General features: G+C 72.3%; 16 protein-coding genes. 2 read left to right on the top strand and 14 right to left on the bottom strand.

Annotated features, from left to right (window positions below):
- Position 1: 1 nt before the first annotated feature.
- The 6 genes from FS793_RS06790 to dapA all read right to left on the bottom strand — a co-directional run bounded on the left by FS793_RS06790 (position 2) and on the right by dapA (position 8,698).
- Entirely contained in the window at positions 2-2,725 is a 2,724-nt protein-coding gene (locus tag FS793_RS06790; RefSeq protein WP_144719650.1) for an FtsK/SpoIIIE family DNA translocase, read from the bottom strand.
- Positions 2,726-2,821: 96 nt separating this feature from the next.
- Positions 2,822-4,027, bottom strand: a complete 1,206-nt coding sequence (locus FS793_RS06785; protein WP_144719649.1) for an ABC transporter permease — start codon at positions 4,025-4,027, stop codon at positions 2,822-2,824.
- Entirely contained in the window at positions 4,024-4,728 is a 705-nt protein-coding gene (locus tag FS793_RS06780) for an ABC transporter ATP-binding protein (RefSeq protein WP_144719648.1), read from the bottom strand. The genes FS793_RS06785 and FS793_RS06780 overlap by 4 nt, the downstream gene beginning before the upstream one ends.
- On the bottom strand, positions 4,725-5,912 hold the full coding sequence (locus tag FS793_RS06775; RefSeq protein WP_186329366.1) for an efflux RND transporter periplasmic adaptor subunit: 1,188 nt from the start codon (positions 5,910-5,912) through the stop codon (positions 4,725-4,727). The genes FS793_RS06780 and FS793_RS06775 overlap by 4 nt, the downstream gene beginning before the upstream one ends.
- 124 nt (positions 5,913-6,036) lie before the next feature.
- Positions 6,037-7,710: a ribonuclease J gene (locus FS793_RS06770; protein WP_144719647.1), complete on the bottom strand. Its 1,674-nt coding sequence runs from the start codon at positions 7,708-7,710 to the stop codon at positions 6,037-6,039.
- A 16-nt stretch (positions 7,711-7,726) separates the two neighbouring features.
- Positions 7,727-8,698, bottom strand: coding sequence for a 4-hydroxy-tetrahydrodipicolinate synthase (gene dapA, locus FS793_RS06765; RefSeq protein WP_260980056.1), 972 nt, complete (start codon positions 8,696-8,698; stop codon positions 7,727-7,729).
- Positions 8,699-8,894: 196 nt separating this feature from the next.
- Between dapA and FS793_RS06760 the strand changes: the two genes are divergently transcribed.
- Positions 8,895-10,505 carry a cell wall-binding repeat-containing protein gene (locus tag FS793_RS06760; protein WP_186329365.1) on the top strand — a complete coding sequence of 537 codons (1,611 nt, stop codon included), beginning with the start codon at positions 8,895-8,897 and terminating at the stop codon, positions 10,503-10,505.
- Here the strand turns inward: FS793_RS06760 and FS793_RS06755 are convergent.
- From FS793_RS06755 to dapB, 4 genes are all read right to left on the bottom strand, one after another.
- Entirely contained in the window at positions 10,492-11,022 is a 531-nt protein-coding gene (locus tag FS793_RS06755) for a dihydrofolate reductase (RefSeq protein WP_144719644.1), read from the bottom strand. The two genes, FS793_RS06760 and FS793_RS06755, sit on opposite strands and share 14 nt — an antisense overlap.
- Positions 11,023-11,033: 11 nt before the next feature.
- Positions 11,034-11,831, bottom strand: coding sequence for a thymidylate synthase (locus tag FS793_RS06750; RefSeq protein ID WP_144719643.1), 798 nt, complete (start codon positions 11,829-11,831; stop codon positions 11,034-11,036).
- Positions 11,832-11,892: 61 nt separating this feature from the next.
- Complete coding sequence (locus FS793_RS06745; protein ID WP_144719642.1) at positions 11,893-12,300, bottom strand: hypothetical protein; 408 nt, start codon at positions 12,298-12,300, stop codon at positions 11,893-11,895.
- A gap of 20 nt (positions 12,301-12,320) precedes the next feature.
- The gene (gene dapB / locus FS793_RS06740; RefSeq protein WP_144719641.1) at positions 12,321-13,025 is read right to left on the bottom strand and encodes a 4-hydroxy-tetrahydrodipicolinate reductase; all 705 of its coding nucleotides are present in this window, start codon (positions 13,023-13,025) and stop codon (positions 12,321-12,323) included.
- 54 nt (positions 13,026-13,079) lie between these two features.
- On the opposite strand from dapB, the gene FS793_RS06735 reads away from it, so the two are divergent.
- Positions 13,080-13,547 carry a GNAT family N-acetyltransferase gene (locus FS793_RS06735; RefSeq protein WP_144719640.1) on the top strand — a complete coding sequence of 156 codons (468 nt, stop codon included), beginning with the start codon at positions 13,080-13,082 and terminating at the stop codon, positions 13,545-13,547.
- A 15-nt stretch (positions 13,548-13,562) separates the two neighbouring features.
- On the opposite strand, the gene FS793_RS06730 is transcribed toward FS793_RS06735, so the two are convergent.
- The 4 genes from FS793_RS06730 to FS793_RS06715 form a co-directional block, all read right to left on the bottom strand.
- The gene (locus FS793_RS06730; RefSeq protein WP_144719639.1) at positions 13,563-14,165 is read right to left on the bottom strand and encodes a histidine phosphatase family protein; all 603 of its coding nucleotides are present in this window, start codon (positions 14,163-14,165) and stop codon (positions 13,563-13,565) included.
- A 124-nt stretch (positions 14,166-14,289) separates the two neighbouring features.
- The gene (locus FS793_RS06725; protein WP_144719638.1) at positions 14,290-15,621 is read right to left on the bottom strand and encodes a M16 family metallopeptidase; all 1,332 of its coding nucleotides are present in this window, start codon (positions 15,619-15,621) and stop codon (positions 14,290-14,292) included.
- A 60-nt stretch (positions 15,622-15,681) separates the two neighbouring features.
- Complete coding sequence (locus FS793_RS06720; RefSeq protein ID WP_144719637.1) at positions 15,682-16,587, bottom strand: ribokinase; 906 nt, start codon at positions 16,585-16,587, stop codon at positions 15,682-15,684.
- 88 nt (positions 16,588-16,675) lie between these two features.
- Positions 16,676-18,913, bottom strand: a complete 2,238-nt coding sequence (locus tag FS793_RS06715; RefSeq protein ID WP_144719636.1) for a polyribonucleotide nucleotidyltransferase — start codon at positions 18,911-18,913, stop codon at positions 16,676-16,678.
- Positions 18,914-19,047 lie beyond the last annotated feature (134 nt).

Raw genomic sequence — 19,047 nt, 5'->3', positions numbered from 1 at the left:
GTCAGTCGCGACCCGTGAGCCCCCAGGCGTCCTCGGAGTCGTCGTCGCCGCCGTCGACGACCTCGAGCCCGCGGTTCGCCTCCGCCTCGGCCTCCGCGACGAGGTCGCGCTGCGGCGCCGGGGCCGCGGGCGCGGCGGCGGGCGGCGCGTCGCCGCGCAGCGACGCGAGCACGGCGGCCAGGCCGTCCGGCGGCACGAGCACGTCGCGCGCCTTCGAGCCCTCCGACGGGCCGACGATCTCGCGGCTCTCCATGAGGTCCATGAGGCGGCCGGCCTTGGCGAAGCCCACGCGCAGCTTGCGCTGCAGCATCGAGGTCGACCCGAACTGCGTCGTGATGACGAGCTCGGCCGCGGCGCACAGGTCCTCGAGGTCGTCGCCGATGTCGGCGTCGATCTCCTTCTTCGTCGCCACCTCCTCGACGTCCTGGCGGTAGTCGGGCTGCGCCTGCCCCGTGACGTGCTGCACGACGCGGGCGATCTCGGCCTCGTCGACCCACGCGCCCTGCACGCGCATGGCCTTCGACGAGCCCATGGGCAGGAAGAGGCCGTCGCCCTGGCCGATGAGCTTGTCGGCGCCCGGCTGGTCGAGGATGACGCGCGAGTCGGTCACGCTCGACACCGCGAACGCGAAGCGCGACGGCACGTTGGCCTTGATGAGTCCCGTGACGACGTCGACCGACGGGCGCTGCGTCGCGAGCACGAGGTGGATGCCGGCGGCGCGCGCGAGCTGCGTGATGCGCACGATCGAGTCCTCGACGTCGCGCGGCGCGACCATCATGAGGTCGGCGAGCTCGTCGACGACGACGAGCAGGTACGGATACGGCTTGAGCACGCGCTCGCTGCCGGGCGGCAGGGCGAGCGAGCCCTCGCGCACGGCGGTGTTGAAGTCGTCGATGTGCCGGAAGCCGAACGACGCGAGGTCGTCGTAGCGCATGTCCATCTCCTTCACGACCCACTGCAGCGCCTCGGCCGCCTTCTTGGGGTTCGTGATGATGGGCGTGATGAGGTGCGGCACGCCCTGGTAGGCGGTGAGCTCGACGCGCTTGGGGTCGACGAGCACCATGCGCACCTCCGACGGCTTCGCGCGCATGAGGATCGACGTGATCATCGAGTTCACGAACGACGACTTGCCGGAGCCCGTCGAGCCCGCGACGAGCAGGTGCGGCATCTTCGCGAGGTTCGCGACGACGAAGCCGCCCTCGACGTCCTTGCCGATGCCGATCGTCATGGGGTGCGTCGACGTGGTGGCGCGCTTCGAGCGCAGCACGTCGCCGAGCTTCACGGTCTCGCGGTCGGGGTTCGGGATCTCGACGCCGATCGCCGACTTGCCGGGGATCGGCGCGAGGATGCGCACCTCGTTCGAGGCGACGGCGTAGGCGAGGTTGTTCGAGAGCGCCGTGACGCGCTCGACCTTCACGCCCTGGCCGACCTCGATCTCGTAGCGCGTGACGGTCGGGCCGCGCGAGAAGCCCGTGACGCGGGCGTCGACCTTGAAGTTGTCGAGCACGCCCGTGATGGCGGCGACCATGTCGTCGTTCGCCTGCGAGCGCGACTTGCCGGGCTCGCCCTGGTTCAGCGACTGGATGCTCGGCAGGCGGTACGGGCGGTCGGTGGGCGGGCCGGCGAGCGGCTGCATGCCCTCGGGCTCGACGGGCTCGGGCTCGAGCGCGGGCGCCTCGCCCGTGATGCGGCGCACGGCCTCCTCGGCGTGCTCGAGGTGCCCGAGCACCTCGGTCTCGTAGGCGTCCTGCTCGGCCCACTGCTCGAGCACGCTCGTCGCGTCGTCGGAGGCGGCGATGGGGGCGGGGCCCGTGAGCTCACCGGTGCCGCGGTCGACCATGACGGGGGTGTCGTAGGCGGGATCGACCTCGCGGCCGGTGGCGTTGCGACGCCAGAACGGCAGGGACTCGTCGTCGCCGCCCTCCTCGGCGTCGCCCTCGCGCTCGGCGCGAGCAGCGAGCCGCTCCGCGCGGCGGCGCTCGCGCTCGTCCTCGGTCTCGGGGTCCATGCCGAAGAGGTAGCGGTACAGGTCGCCGACGCGCTGCACGATGCGGTTCGGCGGCGTCGCGGTGACGACGAGGATCGAGACCGCGATGAGCAGGGCCGCGACGATGCCGGCGCCGACGGACGTGATGAGGGCGGCGATGGGCGTGGCGACGAGCCAGCCGAGGATGCCGCCCGCCGTCGCGACCGCGGGCAGGCCCGCCGAGGCCTGCGGCTCGCCGAGCGTGACGTGGCACAGCGTCGCCACGGACACGAGCAGCATGACGAGGCCCACGCCGACGCGGCCGTTGTCGGCGACCGACGCGGGGTGGCGGAACATCCACAGCGCCAGCAGCGCGAGCACGACGGGCAGCGCGAGCGCGACCTGGCCGAGGAGGCCGCCGAACGTGAAGTCGCTCAGCGCGCCCGTCACGGGGTTCGCCGGCAGGATCCACTCGACGACCGCGCCGGCGAGCGCCAGCAGCGTGAGCAGGAACGGCACGCCGTCGCGGCGCTCCTCCTTCGCGAGCGACTCGCGACCGAACACGCGGGCGGTGCCGCCGGCGAGGTGCGCGAGGCCCATCCAGGCGCGCGCGAGCGGGTTCGCGCGCTCCTCGGCTGCGGGCAGGACCTTCGTCTGCGCGCGCGTCGACGACTGCCCGCGCGCGGACGTCTTCGAGGACTGCGTCTTCGAGGTCGCGCGCTTGGCGGCAGGCGTGCGCGTCGGCTTCGTGGTGACCATGCCGTCACGGTAGCCGCGCGGCGGCGCGCTGCCCGTGAGGCGCACCGTGCCGCACCGCGACACGCGGGTCGCGATGCGGCACGGCGGCACCGAGCATCAGAACCGGATGGCGTCGATGACCTTCGACCGCACGGCGACGACGGCCGGGATGATGCCGGCGATCGCGCCGACGGCCGTCGCGACCACGAGGCCCACCACGGCCGCCCAGACGGGGAAGGCGGGCAGGTCGCCCGGCAGCCCCAGCGGGAGGACCTGCTCGACGAGCAGCAGCCGGTACGCGAGCACGACGAGCATGATGCCGACGACGCCCGCGACGACGGTGCCGACCACGGACTCGAGCATGACCCCGACGAACACCCGGGACAGGCTCGCGCCGAACGCGCGGCGGATGCCGAGCTCGCGCACGCGATGCCGCACCGTGATGACGGCGATGTTCACGAGGCTCAGCGCGCCGAGCAGCAGCACGACGCCCGAGATGCCCAGCAGGATCTGCTGCACGAACGCCGTCGGATCGTTCGCCGGGTCGAAGTACGCGGCGTAGTCCTGCCGGTACGAGTCGACCTGCGCGTCGGGGAAGGCCCCTCGCAGATCCCTCGTCACCATCGTCTGCACCGCGTCCGCCGACTCCTCCGGCACCCACATCTCGATCGTGGGCTGCACGTACGCGGGATCCGCGCCCGAGAGCGCGGCCGCCGTGTCCGGCAGCGCGAAGAGATACGGGAAGCCGGAGTACATCGCGCCCTCGACGACGCCGACGACCACGGCCGTCGAGCCGTCGGGCATCGCGATCGTCGGATGCTGGTCGACGCTGCTCGCGCCCAGCATGTCCATGACGTCCCGGTTCACGATGACGGGCGGCGCGAGGCGCTCGGCGTCGGAGTCCACGAACCAGCGGCCCTCGGCGAGCTCGATGCGATGCATCGTCTGGTAGTCGGGGCCGACGCCCAGCACCTGGGCGTCGGTGCGCACGTCGCCGAGCTGCACGACGCCGCCGAGCCACATGACGGGGCTCATGTAGCGGATGTCGTAGCGCTCGGCGATCGCCTCGGCCTCCTCGACGAGCGCATCGGCGTCGAGGGGATCGCCCTGCATCGCGTACGCCGAGAAGCCGAACGTCGCGGGCCTGCCCGACGACTCCTCCATCGACTCGATCGACGTCTGCCGCACGATGTCGCCCATCGCGACCGACGCCGTGAGCGCCGCCACGGCGACGGCGACGCCGACGAGGCTCAGCATCACGCGGACGCGGTGGATGCGCAGCTGCGCGATCGCCTCGACGAACGTCGCCGCGATCACCCTCATGCCGCGACCTCCGCGACCTGCTCGGCGGGCGAGAGCACGCCGGCGTCGAGCCGGTGCATCCGCTCGGCGCGAGCCGCGACGTTGACGTCGTGCGTGATCGTGACGAGCGCCGCATGCGAGTCGCGGGCGACGGACTCGAGCAGGTCCATGATCTGCGCGCCGGTCTCGAGGTCGAGGGCGCCCGTCGGCTCGTCGGCGAGGATGAGGCGCGGCGAGCGCACGAGCGCCCTCGCGATCGCGACGCGCTGCTGCTCGCCGCCCGACAGCGTCGTGACCTGCGAGTCGGCGCGGTGCCCGAGCGACACGCGGTCGAGCATGTCGCGCGCGAGGCGATCGCGTCGCCAGAAGTGCGTGCCCGAGCCGTAGAGCAGCGGCATCTGCACGTTCTCGAGCGCCGTGAGCCCCTCGATGAGGTGGAACTGCTGGAACACGAACCCGACCGAGAGGGCGCGCAGCCTGTCGCGGCGCCTGGCCGACATGAGCAGCACGGGCTCGTCGTCGAAGCGCATCCTGCCCGTGGTCGGCTGGTCGAGCAGCCCGAGGATGTTGAGCAGCGTCGACTTGCCGGAGCCCGAGCGGCCGACGATCGACACCCGATCGCCCGCATCCACCGCGAGGTCGATGCCGCGCAGGATCTGCAGCGGCGGCGCGTCCGGCAGCGTCACGTGGCGCGTGACGTCCTCGAGCGTCAGCAGCGTCACGGCGCGACCTCGCCGCACAGCATCGGGTCGAACGTGGGCGACATGGGATCGGCGCACGGGTCGTCGATCGGCTCGCCGCCCGGCACGAACTGCAGCACCTGCTCGCCCTCGGCGAGGCCGCTGCGGATCTCGATCGTCTGGCCGTCGGTGAGGCCGAGCTCGACCTGCGCCTCCTCTTGCGCACCGTCGGCGCCGATGCGCACGACGCGGCCGGTGTCGGCGCTGCCGAGCACGGCGGTCGTCGGCAGCGTGAGCACGCCCTCGGCGACGCCGCCCGCGATGGTCACGTCGGCCGCGAGGCCCGAGAACACCCGCACCTCGCCCGGCACCTGGCAGCGCGCCGTCGCCGTCGAGACGCCCGTGGCGCCCTCGCCACCCGTCGCGCCACCGCTCGAGCCCGTCGCGGGCTGCAGCACCTGCAGGCTCGTGCACGTGAAGGGCGCGGGACCGCCGGGGATCTGCACCTGCGCCTCGGTCGGCTGCGTCGTGAGCCGGTACTGCTCCTGCGCCGTGAGCGGCGCGTCGACGTGGAACGTCGCCGGTTGCACCGAGCCGGTCTCGGTGCCGACCTGCAGCTCCTGGTTCAGCAGCACCTCGAAGCCCGTGAGCACGCCAGCGGCCGGCGAGGTGATCGTGAAGAGTCGCACGGTCGGCGCCGGCAGCGAGCCGTCCTCGTTCGGCTGCGTCGCCTGCGTCTCGACGCGCACGACGTACAGCTCGCTGCCGGCCGACACGCCCTGGCCGTTCGACGCGAGGATGCGCGACACGGTGCCGGTCTGCGTCGAGCGCACCGCCACGGCGTCGTCGGGCAGCACCTGACCGGTGAGCGACAGGTCGTTGCGCACGGTGCCGACGGCGGCGGCGACGAGCGGCTCCTCCATCGACGCGGTCGGCGGCAGGTCGACGCCCGCCTCGGACGCCGACGGGTCGGGGAAGAACGCGACCTTCACGAGCGCGACGGCGATGACGGCGAAGACCGCGAGGCGGAGGACGGGCCACACGATCGTGCGCCACACGCCCGGTCCGCGCGACTGCCGCTCGGCCCGCTTGGAGGCCTTGCGCTCCGCAGCCTCGAGGCGGCGCTGCGCGGCGGCCGCACGGCGGTCGTCGGCCGCGTGCTGCGGCCGCTCCTCGGGCGTCGCCGCCCCATCCACCTCGTCGATCCGACCGTCGTCAGCGCTCATGCCCGCCTCGTCCCTGGCACGCGCGTTCGGCGGCCAGGAGCGAGGCTATGGGCGGGCCCTGCGAGCCCGCCTCATCCGCACGGACGAGAACGGGTCACGCTTCGGTCACGACGGGCTCGAGGCGTCAGGCCTCGATGACGACCGGCACGATCATCGGCCGGCGGCGGATGCGCGTGCCGACCCAGCGACCGACGGTGCGGCGCACGGTCTGCGAGAACTGGTGCGTGTCGCGCACGCCCTGGCCCGCAGCCTCCTCGAGCGCCTTCACGATCTTCGGGCGGATCTCGTCGAAGATCGAGTCGTCCTCGGCGAAGCCGCGCGCGTGGATCTCGGGGCCGACGACGCACTTGCCCGTCTGCGTCTCGATCGCGACGAAGATCGAGATGAAGCCCTCCTCGGCGAGGGTGCGGCGGTCCTTGAGGTCGGCGTCGTCGAGACGACCCACCGACGAGCCGTCGACGTAGACGAAGCCGATCTCGACCTGGCCTGCGACGCGGATGTCGCCGTCGCGCATGTCCCAGACGGTGCCGTTCTCGCCGACGAACGCGCGCTCGTGCGGCACGCCCGTCTGGCGTGCGAGCGACGCGGCCGCGTGCAGGTGGCGGAACTCGCCGTGCACGGGGATGACGTTGCGCGGACCGAGGATGTTGTAGCAGTACAGCAGCTCGCCCGCCGACGCGTGGCCGGAGACGTGCACCTTCGCGTTGCCCTTGTGCACGACGTTGGCGCCGAGCTTCATGAGGCCGTTGATGACGCGGTAGACGGCGTTCTCGTTGCCGGGGATGAGGCTCGAGGCGAGGATGACCGTGTCGCGCTCGCCCACCGTGATCTGGTGCTCGCCGTTCGCGATGCGCGACAGCACCGCCATCGGCTCGCCCTGCGAGCCCGTCGACATGAAGACGATCTTCGACTCGGGCAGGTCGTGCGCCTTCTTGGCGTCGATGAGCACGCCGTCGGGCACCGTCAGGTAGCCGAGGTCGGCGGCGATGCCCATGTTGCGCACCATCGAGCGCCCCATGAACGCGACGCGGCGGCCGTGCGCGTGGGCGGCGTCGAGCACCTGCTGCACGCGGTGCACGTGGCTCGAGAACGATGCGACGACGACCTTGCCCTGGGTCGCGGCGATGACCTGCTCGAGCACGGGACCGATGCCCCGCTCGGGCGCGGTGAAGCCGGGCACGTCGGCGTTCGTCGAGTCGACGAGGAACGCATCCACGCCCTCCTCGCCGAGCCGTGCGAACGCGCGCAGGTCGGTGATGCGGTCGTCGAGCGGCAGCTGGTCCATCTTGAAGTCGCCCGTGACGAGCGCGAGGCCGGCCTTGGTGCGGATCGCGACGGCCAGGGCATCCGGGATCGAGTGGTTCACCGCGATGAACTCGAGGCCGAACGGCCCGAGCTGCTCGGTCCCGCCCTCGCGCACCGTGTGCGTGTAGGGCTTGATGCGGTGCTCCTTGAGCTTCGCCTCGACGAGCGCGAGCGTGAGCTGCGAGCCGATGAGCGGGATGTCCTGGCGCAGCTTCAGCAGGTACGGGACGGCGCCGATGTGGTCCTCGTGGCCGTGCGTGAGCACGACGGCCTCGACGTCGTCGAGGCGGTCTCGGATCGGGCCGAAGTCGGGCAGGATCAGGTCGACGCCGGGCTGGTGCTCCTCGGGGAACAGCACGCCGCAGTCGACGATGAGCAGGCGACCGTCGATCTCGAAGACCGTCATGTTGCGGCCGACCTCGCCGAGGCCGCCGAGCGGGATGATGCGAAGGGTGCCGGGCTCGAGTGGAGCCGGCTGTGCGATGGCCGTCATGGGCCTCCTCGTGGTGTCAGCGCGTCGTGCCGTGGACCTTCGGGAGCGCTCCGCCCGCTGCCGCGTTCCGATCGGGCCGGAACCGAGAGAGGTCGAGGCCGTCGATGTCGCGCACGAGCGCGATCTCGTCCTCGATGAGCGCTGCCTCGGAGTCCTCGGGACCGACGAGCGGCAGGCGCACGCGCGGGCTGCCGATGCGGCCGAGCGCGTGCAGGATGTACTTGGTCGCGACCGTGCCGGGGACATGCGTCATGGTCGCTCGCACGAGCGGCTCGAGCGCCTTGTGCTGCGCCTGCGCGGTGTGCAGGTCGCCGGCGTTCACGGCGTCGATGATCGTGCGGTAGGGGCGCGGGGCGATGTTCGCCGTCACGCCGATGAGTCCCACGGCGCCGACCGACAGGTGCGGGAGCACCATGGCGTCGTCGCCGGAGAAGTAGAGCAGGTCGGTCTGGTTGAGCACGCGGCTCACCTCGGCGAGGTCGCCCTTGGCGTCCTTCACGGCGAGGATGTTCGGGTGCTTCGCGGCGCGCAGGATCGTCTCGTACCGGATGGGCACGCCCGTGCGGCCGGGGATGTCGTAGAGGATCACGGGCAGGTCGGTCGCATCCGCGATCATGCGGAAGTGCGTGAGCAGGCCCGCCTGCGTCGGCTTGTTGTAGTACGGGGTCACGATCATGACGCCGTCGGCGCCGGCGCGCTCCGCCTGGCGGTACAGGTCGATCGCGTGGGCGGTCTCGTTGGAGCCGCCGCCCTGGATCACCTTGGCGCGGTCGCCGGCGACCGACTTGGCCACCTCGACGAGCCGGATCTTCTCGGGGTCGGTGAGCGTCGACGTCTCGCCGGTGGTGCCCGAGACCACGATGCCGTCGGCGCCCTGGGTCACGACGTCGTCGATGAGTCGCTCGACGCCCGGCCAGTCGACCTCTCCGTCGGCCTGCAGCGGCGTGACGAGGGCGACCAGGACCTGGCCGAAGGGGTTGTGGATCACGTGCTCCAGGCTATCGCGGGTCGCATCGCCCCATGATCGCCCTCGTGCCGGCCGATCGCGGCCGGCACGCATCGCGGGTCGGGCGCGATCGGCGTTACGACATCGTGACGCGCGAGCACCTCGATTGAGGATCGCTCGACGTTACGCTCGGTGCGACGCAGGCCTCGGCCCGTCTCGACCACGACGGGAGCCCTCCGTGCGCCGCACCATCGCATCCATCGCCGCTGCGCTCACGATCGCGAGCGCAGCGATCGTCGCGCCCCTGCCCGCGGCGGACGCGGACGCCGCGCCGTCGACGACGCGCATCTCGGGCTCGGACCGCTGGCAGACGTCGGTGCAGCTGACGCGCGAGCGCACCGCCACCGGCGACGTCGTCTTCCTCGCGTCGGGCACGGGCTTCGCCGACGCGCTGTCGGCGGCACCCCTCGTGTCGTGGGTCGACGGCCAGCTGCTGCTCTCGGCCCCCGACGCGCTCCCCACGGTCGTGCGCGACCGCCTCGTCGAGCTCGCGCCGAGCGAGGTCGTGCTGGTGGGCGGCAGCGCCGCGCTGTCCGACGGGCTGCTCGCCGAGGTGCAGCGACTGCTGCCGACGGCCGTCGTCGATCGACTCGCGGGCGCGAATCGCGTCGAGACGTCGCTCGTCGTCGCCGACCTGCTGCTCGAGCTCTCCGGCTCCGACCGCGCCTGGGTCGCCTCGGGCGGGCAGTTCGCCGACGCGCTCGCTGCAGCAGCCGTGGCAGGTCGCGACGGCTCCCCCATCGTGCTCGACGTGCACGGCTCGGACGCTGCGTCGACGCAGGCGTGGCGCGACTCCGTCGCCCCCGTGCTCGGCGGTCGCGAGGTGCTCGTCGCCGGCGGTCCGGCGGCCGTGCCGCAGACCGACGTCGACTGGATCGGCACGCTCGCCGGCTCGACCGCCACGCGACTGTCGGGCGCGAACCGCTACGCGACGGCCATCGAGATCGCAGACGCGACATGGCCGCAGGATTGGGCGTCGACGGTGCTGGTCGCGTCGGGTGCTGCCTTCCCCGATGCGCTGGGTGCCGCGGTGCTCTCCGCAGCCTCGGGCCGACCGCTGCTGCTCGCTCCACCGTCGTGCGACGACGGCGTGGCATCCGCGATCGAGTCGCGCATCCTCGGCCCGTACGGCGTGTACGCGGCCATCGGCGTCGGCGGACGGTCGGCGCTGTCCGACGCGTCGCTCGCGCTCACCGCGTGCCCGCTGCCGCCTGCGCCCCTGTCGCCGACGCACCAGGCGCTGGCGAACCAGTTCGGCACGTTCGAGCCCTACGAGGTGTCGGGCTTCGGCGGTGGCTCGATCGCAGTCCCGTCGAACGTCGATGGCATCGTCGTGACCATCGCTGTGACGTCGGGTCGGAGCGCCAGCCAAGCCTGGGTCTCCGCGCCATCCAGCGATGGGAGACCCGTCGTGCTCGCGGGTGGCTCCGGCATGTCGGCGAGCGGCTTCCTGCAGCAGTCCAGCCTTCCCCAGCGCGTCTCCTCCGTGCAGGTCTCCGCCTACGAGGCCGGCTGGACTGCTCGCATCTCCGATGTGCGCAGCCTTCCGATGATCGGTGCGACCGCCTCCGGGGAGGCGAGCGCCGTCTTCGTGTGGGGTGGCGGCACCTCCGCCTACGACTTCACCGTCACCGCGCCGGGGTTCGGCAGGGTGCTCGACGTCGCGCGCGACCCATGGGGCTCGTGGCGACCGAACCTCAGCTCCGGCGTCGCGGGCAACGTGCTGCGCACCGGGCCGTCCGTGGTGATCGTCGAGGTCAACGGACCCTGGCAGCTCAGGTTCCGCTGACGCGCGTGAGGGTGCGGAAGCGGTAGCGCAGGCCGCCCTTCGACTCGTGCCACCCCTCCGCGGGGTCGAGCACGAGCGTCGCCCACTCGGGGCCGAGCCCCGGCGCGGTGGTGTCGCCGTCGAGGGCGGCGTCGATCTCGGTGAGCTCGATCGTGTCGGCGAGGTCGAGCGCCTGCCGGTAGACCTGGCCGCCGCCGATGATCCAGATCGTCTCGGCGTCATCCTCCTCGGCGACGATGCGCGCGACGTCGAGCGCCGTGTGCAGCGTCGCGACGACCGTCGCCCCGGGCGCCTCGTACGACGCGTCGCGCGAGATGACGACGTTCGTGCGTCCGGGCAGCGGCCTGGGCGGCGTGCCGAACGACTCCCACGTGCGACGCCCCATGACGACGGGCGAGCCGAGCGTGATGCGCTTGAAGCGCTGCAGGTCCTCCGGCAGGCGCCACGGCATGTCGCCGCCCGCGCCGATGACGTGGTCGTGGGCCTCGGCCCAGATGAGTCCGATGCGCTGCGTCATGCGTGCGTCGCTCAGACGGCGACGGGCGCCTTGATGCCCGGGTGGTGCTCGTAGCCGACGACCTCGATGTCGTCGTACTCGTAGTCGAGGATGCTGTCCGGCGTGCGCGCGAAGCGCAGCGTCGGCAGCGGATACGGCTCGCGGCTCAGCTGCCGCTCGACCTGCTCGACGTGGTTGTCGTAGATGTGGCAGTCGCCGCCCGTCCACACGAGCTCGCCCACCTCGAGGCCCGTCTGCTGCGCGAGCATGTGCGTCAGCAGCGCATAGGAGGCGATGTTGAAGGGCACGCCGAGGAACATGTCGGCGGAGCGCTGGTAGATCTGCAGCGACAGGCGGCCGTCGGCGACGAAGACCTGGAAGAACGCGTGGCACGGCGCGAGCGCCATCGAGGGGATGTCGGCCGGGTTCCACGCCGAGACGATGAGCCTGCGCGAGTCGGGGTTCGCGCGGATCTGCTCGACGAGCTGCGAGAGCTGGTCGATCGACTCGCCAGACGGCGTGGGCCACGAGCGCCACTGCACGCCGTACACGGGGCCGAGGTCGCCGTCGGCATCCGCCCACTCGTCCCAGATCGTCACGCCGCGCTCCTGGAGCCAGCGCACGTTCGAGTCGCCGCGCAGGAACCACAGCAGCTCGAGCGCCACCGACTTGAAGTGCACGCGCTTCGTCGTGACGAGGGGGAATCCCTCGGCGAGGTCGTAGCGGAGCTGTCGACCGAACACGCTGCGCGTGCCGGTGCCGGTGCGGTCGCCCTTCGCGACGCCGTTCGCGAGGACGTCGGCGAGGAGGGTCTCGTAGGGCTGGCTCATGATGGCTCCCAGTCTGGCACCCGGTGCGCCCCGTGGCGCGGATCGACGCAGTCGGACGGGCTCAGGCGCGGCTGAGGCGGATGGACTCGCGCGCGGCCTTGCGGGCGCGGCGGCGGTCGCGAGCGGCGTCGTACGCCATCGACAGCCGCAGCCACGACTCCCACGACTCGGGGTTCGCCTCGACGTCGGCCTTCGCGACCGGGAACGCGTCGTCGGCCGCGTCCTTGTCCGCGCGGCCGCTCGGCGCCTTCGGCAGCGGCGTCGGCATGCCGCCGGCCGCATCCAGCCGTCGCACGAGCCGGTCGAGGCGCACGCCGAACACGAGCTCGGTCACGAGCGCCCACGCGCCGATGCCCGCCAGCACGACGAGCGCGATGCCGAGACCGATGCCGAGCGGCTCGCCGCTCGCCATGAGCTGCACGGCCCAGGAGCCGGCGAGGCCGATGTAGAGCGCCAGGACGGCGCCCATGACCCATGCGAACGCGCGGCTCACGCGGGGGCCCGCAGCCCGAGCAGGTCGTCGAGTCCGACGACGACGTCGGCGGGGGCCTCGGCGCGCAGCGCGAGCAGGATGCCCGCGGCGTACGCGTCGTGCCCGAGCGTGTCGTGGCGGATCGTGAGCGTCTCGCCCGTGCCGCCGAGGATGACCTCCTGGCGCGCGCTCACGCCCGGCAGGCGCAGCGCGTGCACCGGGATGCCCGCGACGAGCGTGCCGCGGCCGGGCTCGTCGGGCGTCGGCGCCTCGACGGCGCGCACCGCGCCGATGGCCTCGGCCGTGCGCACGGCGGTGCCGCTGGGCGCATCCACCTTGCGCTCGTGGTGCGTCTCGACGATCTCGATCGCGCCGAGGTGGCGTGCGGCGATCGTCGCGAGGTGCGTGCCGACGACGGAGCCGATCGAGAAGTTGGGCACGACGCGCACGCCCGTCGCCCCCGCCTCGCGGAGCGCATCCACGCGCGCGGCGCTCCAGCCGCTCGTGCCGACCACGATCGGCACCCCCTGGGCGACGGCCGCAGCGACGATGCGCTCGGATGCGGCGAGGATCGTCGCGTCGAACGCGACGTCGACGCTCGCGAGGTCGAGGTCGCCGCGGGGATCGAGCACGATCGCCTCGAGGTCCTCGACCGAGTCGATCGCGGCGACGGCGGCGGCGCCGAGCCGTCCGCTCGCACCGAGGACGCCCACGCGCAGCATGGTGCGAGCCTACCGGCGCACGGTGGCCCGCCAGGACGGCGCTAGCGTGGCCACGTGCTCACGCTCCACGACGCCTCCCCCGACGACGCCGACGCCCGCACCCTGCTCGACGCGTACATCGCCGACCGCGTCGCGACGTGGGCCGACGACTCGCGGCCGTACCAGCCGAAGACCGCGCCGACCGAGCAGCTGACCCCGCCGAACGGCGCCCTGCTCGTCGCGCACCTCGACGGCACGCCCGTCGGCGTCGGCGGCGTGCGCCGCATCCCGGCGGACGAGGGCGCGTGGTTCGAGGTCAAGCACCTCTTCGCCTCCCCCGCCGCCCGCGGACACGGCGTGGGCAAGGCCCTGCTCGCCGCGCTCGAGCAGCGCGCGATCGACCTCGGCGCCACCGACGTCGTGCTCGACACGAACGACTCGCTCGCCGTGGCGGGCGGCCTCTACCTCGCGGCGGGCTTCGAGCGCGTCGAGCCGTTCAACGACAACCCCAACGCGAACGCCTGGTTCCGCAAGCGCGTCTGACGCTGCGACGCAGCGTCAGACGGGCAGCGCCGTGGGCATGCCGGTGCGCAGCTCGACGGGCAGGTGGCCCAGGTCGTTGTGGCACAGCAGCTGCGGCGGACGCCCGGCGCGCATGTGGATGACCGTGAGGCCGCCGTTGGCCTGGTTCAACGTCATCCACTTCCAGTCCGGCGCGTCGAGCACGTGCCGCACGAACCAGCCGATGACGAAGTTGTGGGTCACGAGCAGCACGTCGCTGCGCTCGCCGCGCGGCGTGAGCCACTGCTCGACCGCGTCGGCCATCTGCGCCTTGCCCGCGTCGACCTCGGCGTCGGTGACGCCCGAGAAGAACGACTGGTAGGCGTGCGGCATCTCGGGGTCGACGCCCGAGGGGATGCAGTCCATGAGCAGGGCGTGCGGCTCGAAGGCCGTCGCGGGCAGCCGCTCGTGCATGACGCGGGCCGTGTCCTCGGCGCGCACGAGCGGCGAGTGGTACGCCTCGGTGAAGCCGACGCCGCTGAGACGGTCGGCCACGAGGTGCGCCTGGCGGATGCCGCGGGCCGACAGCGGTCCGTCCTCGACGCCGTGCTCGGCATCCTGCTGCTCGCCGTGTCGGACGAGGTACAGATGATGCGGCACGTGCCATCCTTCCTTCGCTGCTCGCGCTCCGTCGCGCGAACGACCTCGGTCACCATACCCGCGCGACCCGTGCGAATCGCCCGGGGTGACGTGGATGCGCGCCGGATGCGCGCCACGGCTCGCGTCAGGCGAGCCCTGCGAACGCGTCGGATGCGACGGGACCCACGGCGGCGACGGACCGCCGACCGCCTGCGAGCTCCGCTGCGATGGCGCGCACGTCGTCGGGCGTGACGCGATCGACGAGGCCCAGCACCGTGTCGAGGTCGGCGAACTCCCCCATCGTCAGCTCGGCACGGCCGAGGCGCGACATGCGCGAGTCGGAGTCCTCGAGCGCGAGGGCGCTCGCGCCGGCGATCTGCCCCTTGGCGCGCAGCAGCTCCTCGTCGGTCACCCCGTCGGCGGCGAGGCGGTCGAGCTCGCCGAGCATGATGCGCGCGACCTCGCCGGCCTTCGCAGGCGTGCAGCCGGCGTACATGCCGAACGAGCCGGCGTCCGAGTACAGCGACGCGTACGAGTAGACGGAGTACGCCAGGCCGCGGCGCTCGCGCACCTCCTGGAACAGGCGCGAGGACATGCCGGCGCCGAGCACGGTGTTCATCACCGACATGTGCGTGCGGCGCCGATCGGATGCGAGCAGGCCCGGCATGCCGATCATGAGGTTCACCTGCTCGAGCGGACGATCGATGACCTCGATGCCGCCGCCCGCGATCGTCGCGGCGTCGGTGACGCGGCGCGCACGGGGCGTCGCCGCGTCGTCGGACCAGCCGCAGTCGGCCAGCGCACGCTGCACGAGCGCGACGAGCTCGTCGTGGTCGACGGCGCCCGCGACCGTGACGACGAGGTCCCGTGCGCGGTAGTGCTCGCGGTAGTGCGCCGCGACGTCGTCGCGCGACACCGCCCTGATGGTCTCCTTCGTGCCGCCGATGGGGCGGCCGAGCGCGTGGTCGCCGTACACGAGGCGCGCGACGAGCTCGCCGGCGACGTCGCCCGGGTCGTCGTCGGCCATCGCGAGCTCCTCGAGGATGACGCCGCGCTCGCTCTCGAACTCGTCGACGTCGAGGAGCGACGAGGTCACCATGTCGGTGAGCACCTCGACGGCCATCGGCAGGTCGCGGTCGCGCACCTTCGCGTAGTAGCAGGTGTGCTCCTTGGCGGTGAGCGCGTTGTGCTCGCCGCCGACGGCGTCGAACGCCACGGCGATGTCGAACGCCGTGCGCCGCTGCGTGCCCTTGAACAGCAGGTGCTCGAGGAAGTGCGTCGAGCCGTACGTGATGGGCTGCTCGTCGCGCGAGCCGACCGGCACCCAGAAGCCCACGGTCACGCTCGAGGCGCCCGGCACGTGCTCGCTGAGCACGCGCAGCCCCGTGGGGAGCACCGTGCGTCGCACGAGCAAGCCGCCCGATGCGGCGATGGTGGTGTCCGGGGACTCGAGCGGCAGCGGCACGGGGGCAGACATGCCGTCCAGCCTACGTTCGCCGGGGGTGCTCGCCCGACGCCGTCCGCCGACGGCGCAGCGTCAGGCGTCGGCGAGGAACGCGTCGACCTCGTCGCTCGACGGGATGGATGCCGTGGCGCCGACGCGCGTGACCGAGATCGCCGCGGCCGCCATCGCACGGCGTGCCGCGTCGTCGAGGCTGCCGCCGTCGGCGAGCGCCGCCGCGAGATAGCCCGAGAACGTGTCGCCGGCCGCGGTCGAGTCGACGGCCTCGACGACGTGGCCGGCGAGCGAGCGAGCGCCATCGGCGTCGACGAGCACGGCGCCGGCCTTGCCGAGGGTCACGATCGCCGCCTCGACGCCGCGGTCGAGGAACCAGCGCGCCGCCCGCTCGGCGCTCGCGGCATCCGTCACCTCGACGCCCGTCAGCAGGCCCGCCTCGTGCTCGTTGGGCTTCACGAGCGCCACGTGCTGCCAGATCGACTCGGGCAGCGGCGCCGCCGGAGCGGGGTCGAGCACGACGCGGATGCCGCGCGCGTGCGCGCGCTCGGCCGCGGCGAGCACGACCTGCTGGTCGACCTCGAGCTGCAGCAGCAGCACCGACGCGTCCGACGCGTCGATCGCCTCGTGCGCCTGCTCGACCGACAGGGACGCGTTGGCCAGCGGCACGACGACGATCGAGTTGTCGCCGCCCGCGACGCGGATGTGCGCGATGCCCGTGCCACCCTCGACGGCGCGCACGCCCGCGACGTCGACGCCCGCGTCGCGCAGGCCGTCGAGCGCGACGTCGGCGAACGCATCCGAGCCGACGCATCCGATCATCGTCGTCGCGGCGCCGGCACGAGCGGCGGCGGCGGCCTGGTTCGCGCCCTTGCCGCCGAGGCCCGTCTCGAGCGCGGTGCCGGTGATGGTCTCCCCCGCCTGCGCCATGCGATCCGCGACGACCGTCACGTCCACGTTGATGCTGCCGACGACGATGACGCTCATGCCCTCGAGCCTAGGTGCCGTCCGACGGATCGCCGCACACGACGAAGGGGGCGCACCCGCAAGTGCGCCCCCTTCGCTCGAGGCTGGACTACTCCGCGGCGGGAGCGTCCTGAGCCGGCGCAGCCGACTCGTCCTCGACGAGCTCGAGCGAGAGCTTGCCACGGTCGTCGACCTTCGTGATCGTGACCTGGAGCTTCTGGCCGACCGACACGACGTCCTCGACGGCCTCGATGCGCTTGCCGTCGTTGAGGGGACGCATCGCGGTGACGTGGAGCAGGCCGTCGCGACCCGGCATGAGCGAGACGAACGCGCCGAACGACGCGATCTTCACGACCGTGCCGAGGAAGCGCTCGCCGACCTCGGGGTTCGAGGGGTTCGCGATCGCGTTGATCGCAGCGCGTGCGGCCTCCGCGCTCGGACCGTCGACGGCGCCGATGTAGACGGTGCCGTTGTCCTCGATCGAGATCTGGGCGCCCGTGTCGTCCTGGATCTGGTTGATGACCTTGCCCTTGGGGCCGATGACCTCGCCGATCTTGTCGACCGGGATGTTCACGCTGATGACGCGCGGCGCCGTCGGCGCCATCTCGTCGGGCGTGTCGATCGCCTGGTTGAGCACGTCGAGGATCTTCGTGCGCGCCTCCTTCGCCTGCGTCAGCGCGCCGGCGAGGACCGAGGCGGGGATGCCGTCGAGCTTCGTGTCGAGCTGGATCGCCGTGACGAACTCGGGCGTGCCCGCGACCTTGAAGTCCATGTCGCCGAGCGCGTCCTCGGCGCCGAGGATGTCGGTGAGCGCCGCGTAGCGGGTCTCGCCGTCGACGACGTCGGAGATGAGGCCCATCGCGATGCCCGCGACGGGAGCGCGCAGCGGCACGCCCGCGTTGAGCAGCGAGAGCGTCGAGGCGCACACCGAGCCCATCGAGGTCGAGCCGTTCGAGCCGAGCGCCTCGGAGACCTGGCGGATGGCGTAGGGGAACTCCTCGCGGCTGGGCAGCACGGGCACGAGCGCGCGCTCGGCCAGGGCGCCGTGACCGATCTCGCGGCGCTTCGGGCTGCCGACGCGGCCCGTCTCGCCCGTCGAGTACGGCGGGAAGTTGTAGTTGTGCATGTAGCGCTTCGAGGTGACAGGCGACAGCGAGTCGATCTGCTGCTCGAGCTTCAGCATGTTCAGCGTCGTGATGCCCATGATCTGGGTCTCGCCGCGCTGGAAGATGGCCGAGCCGTGCACGCGCGGGATGACCGCGACCTCGGCGTCGAGCGCGCGGATGTCCGCGAGCCCACGGCCGTCGATGCGGACGCCCTCGGTGAGCACGCGACCGCGCATGGCCTTCTTCGTGACCGCCTTGTAGGCGGCCGAGACCTGCGGCGCGATCGACGCGTCGAGCTCGCCCGCCTCGATCTTGGCGTTGACCTGCTCCTTGACGCGCTCCTTGAGCGCGTCGTCGGCGTCCTGGCGCTCGATCTTGTCGGCGATCTGGTAGACCGCCGCGACCTCGGTCTCGGCGATGGCCGAGACGGCCTCGAAGGCCTCGGGCGAGTACGGCGGGAACAGCGGGTAGTCGCGCGTGGGCTTGGCAGCCGTCTTCGCGACCTGCTGCTGCGCCTCGACGAGCTGCTTGATGAAGGGCTTCGACGCCTCGAGACCCTCGGCCACGACCTCCTCGGTGGGGGCCTGCTGGCCGCCCTCGATGAGGAACCACGACTCGTCGGTCGCCTCGGCCTCGACCATCATGATCGCGACGTCGCCGTCGTCGGTCACGCGGCCGGCCACGACCATGTTGAACACGGCCTGCTGCAGCTGCGAGTGCTTGGGGAACGCGACCCACTGGCCGTCGATGAGCGCGACGCGCACGCCACCGATCGGGCCCGAGAAGGGCAGCCCGGAGAGCTGCGTCGACATCGAGGCCGCGTTGATCGCGAGCACGTCGTAGAGCTCGTCGGGCTCGATGGCGAGCACCGTGATGACGACCTGGACCTCGTTGCGGAGGCCCTCGACGAACGTCGGGCGCAGCGGACGGTCGATGAGACGGCACGTGAGGATCGCGTCGGTCGACGGACGGCCCTCGCGGCGGAAGAACGAGCCCGGGATGCGACCCGCGGCGTACATGCGCTCCTCGACGTCGATCGTGAGCGGGAAGAAGTCGAAGTTGTCCTTCGGGTGCTTGCTGACGCTCGTCGCGCTCAGCAGCATGGTCTCGCCGTCGATGTACGCGGCGGCCGAGCCCTGCGCCTGCTGGGCGAGGCGGCCGGTCTCGAAGCGGATGGTGCGGGTGCCGTACTTGCCGTTGTCGATGACGGCTTCGGCGAACGTGATCTCAGGACCTTCCAAGGTCTCTCTCCTCCTGTGCCCGATCCGCGGGCACGACAGACAGGTCGCGCGCAGCCTGCTCCGTCGGAGTGGTCATCAGTGGTGGAGGTCGAGACTCGTGCCTCGGCATCCGCCACCAACGACCAGCCTTCCGG

This window comes from Agrococcus jejuensis (assembly GCF_007679035.1).
In the GTDB taxonomy this organism is placed as follows: domain Bacteria; phylum Actinomycetota; class Actinomycetes; order Actinomycetales; family Microbacteriaceae; genus Agrococcus; species Agrococcus jejuensis_A.
Note: the sequence above shows the minus strand (reverse complement) of the source record. Positions and strands in the feature narration are given on the sequence as shown.